Source organism: Gulosibacter macacae (assembly GCF_003865375.1).
Taxonomy (GTDB): domain Bacteria; phylum Actinomycetota; class Actinomycetes; order Actinomycetales; family Microbacteriaceae; genus Gulosibacter; species Gulosibacter macacae.
On sequence record NZ_RQVS01000006.1, the window covers coordinates 180,701 to 189,579 of the forward strand.

Annotated in this window: 9 protein-coding genes; 7 read left to right on the plus strand and 2 right to left on the minus strand. The window is 64.6% G+C overall.

Going from position 1 to position 8,879, the window contains the following annotated elements:
- Nucleotides 1-4: 4 nt before the first annotated feature.
- The 3 genes from EG850_RS06625 (at nt 5) to EG850_RS06635 (ending at nt 2,924) form a co-directional block, all read left to right on the plus strand.
- Nucleotides 5-1,042, plus strand: coding sequence for an FUSC family protein (locus EG850_RS06625; protein WP_124971766.1), 1,038 nt, complete (start codon nt 5-7; stop codon nt 1,040-1,042).
- Between the two features lie 114 nt (nt 1,043-1,156).
- Nucleotides 1,157-2,347 carry an MFS transporter gene (locus EG850_RS06630; protein WP_124971768.1) on the plus strand — a complete coding sequence of 397 codons (1,191 nt, stop codon included), beginning with the start codon at nt 1,157-1,159 and terminating at the stop codon, nt 2,345-2,347.
- Between the two features lie 136 nt (nt 2,348-2,483).
- A complete protein-coding gene (locus EG850_RS06635; RefSeq protein WP_124971770.1) occupies nt 2,484-2,924 on the plus strand; it encodes a hypothetical protein in 441 nt (146 codons plus the stop codon).
- A 51-nt stretch (nt 2,925-2,975) separates the two neighbouring features.
- Here EG850_RS06635 and EG850_RS06640 read toward each other — a convergent pair whose 3' ends face one another.
- Together EG850_RS06640 and EG850_RS06645 are read right to left on the minus strand one after the other, a co-directional pair.
- Complete coding sequence (locus tag EG850_RS06640) at nt 2,976-3,650, minus strand: response regulator transcription factor (RefSeq protein ID WP_124971772.1); 675 nt, start codon at nt 3,648-3,650, stop codon at nt 2,976-2,978.
- Between the two features lie 30 nt (nt 3,651-3,680).
- A complete protein-coding gene (locus tag EG850_RS06645; RefSeq protein ID WP_124971774.1) occupies nt 3,681-5,267 on the minus strand; it encodes a sensor histidine kinase in 1,587 nt (528 codons plus the stop codon).
- A 119-nt stretch (nt 5,268-5,386) separates the two neighbouring features.
- Between EG850_RS06645 and EG850_RS06650 the strand changes: the two genes are divergently transcribed.
- The 4 genes from EG850_RS06650 (at nt 5,387) to EG850_RS06665 (ending at nt 8,851) form a co-directional block, all read left to right on the plus strand.
- Entirely contained in the window at nt 5,387-6,193 is an 807-nt protein-coding gene (locus EG850_RS06650) for a CPBP family intramembrane glutamic endopeptidase (protein ID WP_124971776.1), read from the plus strand.
- 85 nt (nt 6,194-6,278) lie between these two features.
- Nucleotides 6,279-6,860, plus strand: a complete 582-nt coding sequence (locus EG850_RS06655) for a 1-acyl-sn-glycerol-3-phosphate acyltransferase (protein ID WP_185714972.1) — start codon at nt 6,279-6,281, stop codon at nt 6,858-6,860.
- 170 nt (nt 6,861-7,030) lie between these two features.
- Nucleotides 7,031-8,359, plus strand: coding sequence for a hypothetical protein (locus EG850_RS06660; protein WP_124971778.1), 1,329 nt, complete (start codon nt 7,031-7,033; stop codon nt 8,357-8,359).
- 75 nt (nt 8,360-8,434) lie between these two features.
- Entirely contained in the window at nt 8,435-8,851 is a 417-nt protein-coding gene (locus EG850_RS06665) for a hypothetical protein (RefSeq protein WP_124971780.1), read from the plus strand.
- Nucleotides 8,852-8,879: the final 28 nt, after the last annotated feature.

The window sequence follows — 8,879 nt, forward strand, 5'->3', positions numbered from 1 at the left end:
GCACATGCGATTTCTCGTGGCATTTCGGGCAGCAACGCGAGGGCCACTCCTCCAAGTCGCCAAGACCGCGCTCGCAATCGCCCTCTCGTGGTTCGCCGCCGTGTTCTTGCTTGGCGTACCCACCCCGATCTTCGCCGCGATCGCCGCCATTCTCGTCGTGCTCCCGAGCGTGAACCAATCGTTTGAGCGTGGCATCGAGCGTTCGATCGGCGTCGTGCTCGGCGTGGTCATCGCCGCCGCGCTCGGCGCAGTCTTCGGCAATACCAGCTGGGTCGTGCTCGTCGCAATCGGGGTCGCGCTCATTGCCGCCTGGCTCCTCAAAGTCACCCCCGGCACCACCAACCAAATGGCAATTAGCGCAATGCTCGTGCTCGCGCTTGGTGGCACCTCCGACCACTACGCTCTTGACCGCATCCTCGAAACCCTCATTGGTTGCGCCATCGGCATCATCATCAACGCACTCATCGTGCCGCCCGTGCGCATCGAACCTGCCCGCCAAAAGCTCGAACTCCTCGGTAGCGAACTCTCGGCCCACCTCGACCGGCTTGCCACCGCGCTCACCACCCCGCAGACTTCGGCTGAACTGCAGGGGCTCATGATCGAAGCACGGTTGCTTCGTCCGATGGAGGCGGCCGCCAAAGCCGCGATCGCCGACGGCCGCGATTCGCTCGCGATGAATCCGCGGCGCTCGCGGCATCGCGAAGAGCTCGCCACGATGCAGACCCTGCTCGATGATGTGCTCGCGCCAATCGTGCGACGGGTCGTCGGCATGACCCGGGCGGTGCTCGATCACCACAACGAGTCGGTGCCGCACGAACTGTCGGCGCTCGCGATCGCCGATCAGCTGCACCGTGCATCCCATGATGTGCGCCTGGTCGTCTACATCGCCGAAGTTGATCCCGATCCGATCACCTCGGCGATTCCCGCGCTCACTGCCCCGCTCGAACTTCGGCCGCCGCGCAGTGAGAACTGGATTCTCATTGGGTCGCTGACCGAGGATGTGCGGCGGGTGCGGGAGATTTTGCTCGGGGAGAACCCGTAGCGCTTCCAGCGCCTCAGCACGCACCAATTGCACCAACCGGCCCAGCGCGTGGCATGATTCGAATTTGCTGGGATGCGCGGAAGCTGACCGATCGCATCGGCGAGAGAGGACGGCATGCGCGGCTACTGGACCAGCGACAAGGTTGGGGCGCTCGTCGCCGTACTCCTCACCGCGATGTGCATGCGTCCGGCGATCGTGTCGTTCGGTCCGCTCGCGCAGCGCATTGGCGAAGACCTGCAGCTCTCATCGGCGCAACTCGGTGGCCTCGCCTCAGTGCCGGTGCTCGCGTTCGGCCTCATCTCGGCGTTCGTGGCGAGACCCGCGCGCCACCTCGGTTACGCAAGGTTCACGCTGCTCGCGCTTGTTGTGCTCGGCATCGGCATCGCCCTGCGCCTCATCCCCGGAGCCTGGGCGCTTTGGAGTGGCACGGCCCTCGTCGGCGCCGGCATCGCGGCCCTCAACGTGCTCATGCCCGCGGTCGTGAAGCAACGCTTCCCCGAGCGGGTTTCGTTCGTCACCGGCATCTACTCGGCGCTCCTCGTTGGCTCGGCCGCCGGTTTTGTCGCCCTCGCCACCCCGATCGCGGTTGCCACCGGCGATTGGCGCATCGCGCTCGCGGCCTCACTCCCGATCGTGATTGTTGCCGCCATCGCGACCATTCTTCGCATCCGCCGCGCCACCCCCGAGGCTGGCACTGCCGCAGTCGCCCCATCGGTTGCATCCCGACTCTGGAGCTCACCGCTCGCCTGGGCCGTCACGTTCTACATGGGGATGCAGTCGACGATCTTCTACATCGTCGGCAACTGGATTCCCACGATCGAACAATCGGTCGGCATCTCTGAAGTGGATGCTGGCCTGCACTTCGCGCTCTCACAAATCGTTGGTGTGCCGTTCGGCTTCTTCGCGACGGCGCTCATGCAGCGGGTGCGCGACCACCGGCCGCTCGCGGCAACCGCCGGCATCGCGGGAGTGCTCCCGGTGCTTGGGGCGATCATGGTGCCGGGCCTCATGCCGCTGTGGACCGTGATCATGGGTCTCATCGCCGGCATCACTCTGCCGGTCGCGCTCGCCCTCATCGGCGAGCGGGCGGGCTCAACGGCCGAAGCCGCACGACTCTCGGGCATGGCGCAATCGGTCGGCTACATGCTCGCCGCGGCCGGCCCCTTCGTCGCGGGCTGGATGTTCCAGGTCACCGACACGTGGAACTCGGTGCTCTGGCTCGTGTTTGGGCTCACGCTGGTGCTTGGCGTCTCGGGTTGGTTTGCTGGAACGAATCGCACGATCGCCGAAGAACGGCACTCGTAACGAGCGGGATGAAGATGAGAGTGTTCTCATCTTCATGTCACTGCGGTCTCCTGGCCCGTTCGTAACTTCGGATGCGAAGGGTGCGTAGACCGTGCCCACTCACCACTGCTGAACTTGCGATTGAAACGAGGCTCCCGTGCGAAAGACGCTGGCCATTCTCCTCATCTCCGCCGCGGCGGTGACGAGTGCCGCGACGATTGCTGTGGGTGCTTCGCTCGCGCAGACCGACGATGTCATCGGCGACCCGATCTACATCAACACCCAGGTGTCGACGACGAGTACTCCGATTCCGGCGCCGTCAACGAGCTCGCCGAATCCCACGACCACCGCGACGCCGACGGCCACGCCGACACCCACGGCCACGCCGAAGCCGAGTGAACAGTCGAACCCGGGCGGCGCTGGCGGGCAGCTCGGTGGTGCCGCGGTCGTACCCCCGGCGAACCCCGTCCCGGCGAACCCGAACGCGGGCGGCTCTGGTGGCGGCTCCTCAGGCGGCGGCGGGTCGTCCGACGACGACGACTGGGATGATGACGACGATGATGACGACGATGACGATTGGGACGATGACGACGACTAAGCCCTAGTCGCCATCACCCGCGGTGCGCGGCGTGTGGCCCGCCGGTGTGACTCACACCAGCCGGTAGCCCACGCCGCGCACCGTTTCAATGCGATCGGTGCCGAGCTTGCGGCGCAAATACCGCACGTACACATCAACGACGTTCGACGCCGGGTCAAAGTCGTAGCCCCACACCCGCGAAAGCAATTGCTCGCGGGTGAGAGCCTGCCCCGGATGCCGCAGGAACTCCTGCGCGAGCGCAAATTCCCGCGCAGACAGGTCAATCTCTCGTCCGGCGACCGTGGCCCGATGCGTCCGCAGATCGAGGGAGAGATCGTCGTGCGTGAGCACGGTCGGCTCGCCCGCTGCATCCGCCCCATCGCCTGCCTGTACGCGCAAACGCAACCGGATGCGGGCAAGCAACTCTTCGAAGCGGAAGGGCGTGGCCATATAGTCATCGGCGCCGGTTTCGAGACCGTGCACCGTATCGCTCACCGAGCTGCGGGCGGTGAGGATGATGACGGGCGTGCGCACGCCCATGCCGCGGATCGTGTCGAGCACGCTGAATCCGTCGAGATCGGGTAGTCCGATGTCGAGCACGATGAGGTCGAAGGCGTCTGAGGCGGCAAGATCGATCCCTTCGTTGCCGGTGCCGACGGCGGTTGAGGCATGGCCGTTCGCCTTGAGCCCCTTGGTGATGAACGCGGCAATGCGGGCTTCGTCTTCGATGATGAGGATGTTCGTCATTGGTTCCTTGCGGTCAGTTCGGCCGAGCGGTCAGGGCTGCTCGGGTGTCAGCGTGCCGAGCTGGTAAATATGCGGATCAAGGTCGGGACGCAGCGCCGGGAGCACGAGCGTGAACGTCGATCCCTCGCCGAGCGTCGAATCGACCGTGACGTGCCCGCCGTGGGCGCGCGCAATTGACGCGACAATCGAAAGGCCGAGGCCAAGTCCCATGCCGATAAGTGGACCTGAGACCGCATCCGTGTTTGATTGCGAGCCATCAGCCTGCTCGAAGCGACCAAAGATGCGCTCCTGCTGCTCGGGTGGAATACCCGCGCCGCTATCGCGCACCCAGAGGTGCACGTGCTTCGCCGAAGGATCGAGCTCCGCGCCGAGCGCGATCGTGTCACCGACCTCGGTGTGCTTCACCGAATTGCCGACGAACTGGATGAGCGCCTGCGTGAGTCGCTGCTGGTCGACGTCGAGCGTGAGCTGCGGACGGGCATCAATCTGCCAATCGCGGTCGCCAAGTGGCCGTGACTTATCGAGCACATCGTCAAGCAACTCGTCGATCGGAGTCGGCGCTCGATGCAGGAAGTCGGGACGGTCGGCCTTGGCGAGGGTGATGAGATCGGCGACGAGCCGCTCCATCCGGCTCAACTCATCGAGCACAAGATCGCGGGTCGCGAGCACATCGTCGGGATCATCCGCATCCATGAGTTCGAGGTGCCCCTGCACGATCGTGAGCGGCGTGCGCAACTCGTGACTCACATCATCGAGCAGCTCGCGTTGGCTCGCAAAGGCTTGCTCGAGGCGATCGAGCATGCTGTTGAAGGTCTCGAGCAGGCGCGCGAGATCGTCGTTGCCTTCAACCGGGATGCGCTGGGTCAGGTCACTGCCGCCGATGCGTTCTGCAGTGCGGCGCGCGGTCGTGAGGGGCGAGAGGATGCGGCCAATGATGAGCCAGGTGACCGCCGCGGCGATCGCGAGCACGAGCGCGCCAATGGCGAGGCGGATCAGGAGGTGCCGGAGGAGTTCGTCGTAGCCGGGGTTCTGATCGAAGGCAACGACGAGCGCGGCCGGCGGGCTGTTCGCATCGAGCGACACTGGGATCACCGCGAGGCGATAGCTCGTCTTGCTCGTGGTGACCGTGGTGCGAATCGAGCGCGGTTCTTGGGTGAGCAGGAGCGCCTGGCGGATGAGTTCAGAATCGGCCTCGAGGCGCAGCGGCACTGAGTCGGGGGCGAGCCAGCGCAGGTCGCCCGCGACAATGCCGACGAGTCCCTCATCAGGCTCGGGCACCGTGCGCTGCAGCGCGAGCCGCACGAGACTATCGGCGTCGGCGAAGGGCTCACCGGTGGCCGGATCGACGCCGGTGGTCGCGAGCGTGTGCACTTCGGCGTAGGCACGCTCGAGCGAGGTGTTCCAGTGGTCATCGAGGCTGCGGCGGTCGACGAAATAGTCGATGGCACCGGTGATGACCAGGGTGAGCGCGGTGAGCACGGTGAGGGCGAGGATGACGCGGGCACGCACGGTGCCGAGGCGGGTGGCGAGCGAGCGATCGTCGCCTGCGGTGGCACGTGCTGGGGAGGGTGCTGTGGTCTCGGATGCGGCAGGCTCGGCAGGCATCGGATGCGGCATCGTCACCTCCTCGGTGGCAGCGGCGAGGAGGTGCCGCAGCCTGGTCGCCTGCCCATTCTGACATCCGCGGCGCACCGCGCTTGTGAGCACAGCCAGGCGAAGGTGGGCAGAATTGACCCGTGAGCTCACTAACGAGGCCAGAGCCGAGCATCCATTGGGGTGTGGTGCCGGCGCTCGCGGTGTCGCTTTCGGCGACCGTGCTCTTCGCGTTCCTCAACCCGTGGGGTTACCTCTTGCTTGCCGTCGGTGTTGCCGGTGGTTTTGCGCACTCGCGGGCGCTCGGTCGGGATCTCGCGATCATCGGCGCCGGGCTCGTGATCGTGAGTTCGTGGCCGATGGAAGCGAACCTCGACTGGTGGAACATCGTCGTCATGGGGGCAGTGCTCACGGCGGCCGTCGGGGTGCCGTTTCTGCTTGACCGCTGGTGGGGCGAGCGCACAATTCGGTTCCCGCTGCGCCGTGGCGAGCCGTGGTCACGACTTGAGCGCGCCTGGCTTGTGGCGGTGCTGGTGCTCGGCTGGCTCATCCTGCCCTTCTATTTCATTCGTTCCGAGTCGTACCTGAATTGGCCGGCGGTGCACGAATGGCACGAGGTGGCGCGTTTGCTCATTGGCGTGAGCGCGGTCGGTATTTGGGATGAACTCTTCTTTATCTGCACGATCTTTGCGCTCTATCGCCGGCACTTCCCGATGTGGACGGCGAATGTGTTGCAGGCGATCGTGTTCGTGTCGTTCCTATGGGAACTTGGCTATCGCTCCTGGGGTCCGGTCATGACCTCAGTATTCGCGCTCGTGCAGGGGTGGATCTTCCAGAAGACCCGCTCGCTCACCTATGTCATCTGCGTGCATCTGCTCTTTGACCTCGTGGTGTTCCTCGTGATCGTGCACGCCCACAACCGCGAGTGGTTCGCCTGGTTTATCTACTGACCGTCGTGTTCTGAGCCTCTCGAAGGGCCCCCATCCCACACCTTCAACTAGCGTTGTCAACGTGACTCCCTCAGCGCGCCCCGCCATGCCGATTCGTAGCGCCATCGCCTGGCTGTGGTGGCGAGTGAGCCGCTACCCTCTCGTGCGCGAGCAACCGCGAGTGACCGGCTCGCGCATCCTCATTGGTGCGCCGCACACCTCGAATTGGGACTTCGTCTACATGCTCGCCATTGCCTGGGATGCACGGCTCAAGGTGCGCTGGCTCGGCAAGCAAGAGCTCTTCCGCAGCTGGCGTGGGCCCATCATGCGCGCGCTTGGCGGCATCCCCGTTGACCGCAAGAATCCGGCCGGGCTCGTTGATGCGGTGGTGGCGCAAGCGCTCACGGAGCCCGACTTCGCGCTTGTAGTCACGCCCGAAGGCACCCGCTCGGGCGATGGTTGGCGCAGCGGTTTTTATCGCATCGCGATGGCCACTGGGATGCCCGTGACACTCGGGTTTGTGGATGCAGCGACCCGTACGACCGGTCTCGGTCCGACCATCAAGCTCACCGGTGATGTCTCGGCCGATATGGATTGCATCCGGGCTTTCTACGCAGACAAGCGTGGCGTGCATCCAGATCGTCGAACCGAGCCACGATTGGCGAGCGAAGACTCAGACCACGAGTGACGCTGCGTTCTGATGTGCGCAAAGTCTGGATGCATCCAAACTTTGGGATGTCTCGACGTCGGTAGAGCAATTGCATAGCCTCTATTCAGGATGTTTTCAGCTGGATGGTCGGTACAGTCCGGCCGTGCTGGAACGTATGCACACAACTGTTCTGATCTGAGGCGTACCCGATGGGGCGAATTCGTTCGGTAATCGCCACCGTGGCACTCGCAGTTCTGGCCTTCGGCTCCGTGCCGACTGCCGCCAACGCGAGTGCCGATTGCGGCACGATCGAGTTCAAGTCGGTCGACGAGGCCGGTGACTTGCTGCCCGGTGGTGCCTACGCGGGGCTTTCGTGTACCCGCTTCAACAATGACCCTGACTGGACCTGCATCGACCTGAACGAATACGAGTGGTTCCAGCGCACCAACGACGCGCCGAGCTTCGACTCGCTGCGCAAATCGGGCGTTTCAAACAAGTTCACGCGCGTGATGGATATGGAAGGCACCTGGGCTGAGCCGAGTCAGCACTGCATCGTGCTGCAGCAGACCTATGCGCCCGCTGGCTATGTCGGCAGCACCGAGCCGATGGCAGCTTGTGCTGGCCCCGGCGGTTGGACTGCTGAGAACGCGCAGGCCGCCGGCTTCACCTACACCATGCCTGACGGCCAGGTTGCCTCTGGCGACGGCGGCTGGACCGCCACCAACACCGAGGTCGACGGTGTGAAGTCGACCGTGCTCCAGATCGTGAACAAGGTCGGCACTTCGCCGATCGAACCCACCCCAGCTGAGATTCCGCTCACCGATGACAGTGGCCCGAGGATCGGCTACGTCGTCTTTCGCAAGGTCGACGAACTCGGCAACCTGCTTCCCGGTGGACACTTTGTCGGCGAGAGCTGCACGCGTCGGGACGGCGAGCAGAACTGGCAGTGCGAGAGCCTGAATGACTACAGCTGGTTCGAACGGGAGCCGATGGCCGATGACTACGGCGACACGCCGCCGTCGCTCTTCACTGCCGGCGCTGCTGACCAGTTCCATGTGGACATCCCGATGCGTGCTAGCACTTGGGGGCCGAATGCTCCCATTGAGCACTGCATCCACATTGCCGAGACCGAAGCCCCCGCAGGTTACGAGATCCAGCCCGGCATGACCACGGTGTGCCTGGGCCCAGGCGGCTGGACCGTCGAGAACGCCATCGCTGCCGGCTGGGAAGACCCGACCGGCGACTGGACCGTGACGAACAGCCACACCGTCGTCAACCTTTCGACGACGCTCACGCTCGTGAACCCGAAGATCGAGACGGAAGAGCCGACGCCGACGACGCCGACCGAGACCGTGGTGCCGGTGCCCCCGGCAGGGGGCGGGACTCCGACGGCCACGCCCGTCGAGACGACGAAGCCCGTCGCAGCTGGCAACCTCGCGGCGACCGGTGCGGGTGAGTTCGTGCCGATTGGCCTTGCGGGCGCTGCCATCCTCGCTCCCAGTGCGCTCATTCTGCTGCGCCGTCGAGCAAGTGAATAACAACACCTGACACGTGCGGGTGGTGGCGACTCGTCATCACCCGCACGTTTCGATTTCTACGAGGGGTCATTACTGATGAAACAATTCATTTCGGTGCTGAGTGCTCTTGGATTGGCTGTTGCGGCGCTCATTGCAGCGCCGACCGTGGCCAGCGCACAGAGCGCCTATTTTGGGACCATTGGCGTGGCTGCGATTGCCGACATGTGGCTGGGTGAGATCGGGTCTGATGATCCGCAGAGCACACTTCCCGGTGGCACGTATGAGGGCTTGGCGTGGACGGCCTGGGACGGCGCGGACTGGTCCTGCGTATCGCTCAATGACTTCCCGTGGTTTGCCGGGACGAGTGACGTGCCAGGCTTCAATTCGCTGACACAGACCGGCCTTTCGGATAGGTTCACCGAAGAGATGGACCAGGAAGGCACCTGGAGTGAGACTGCCCGCCACTGCATCGCGCTCAAGCAGCTCACGGCGGCCGACGGACACGGGCCTTGACCCTTGATCGTGGACACGGTTTCGGTTC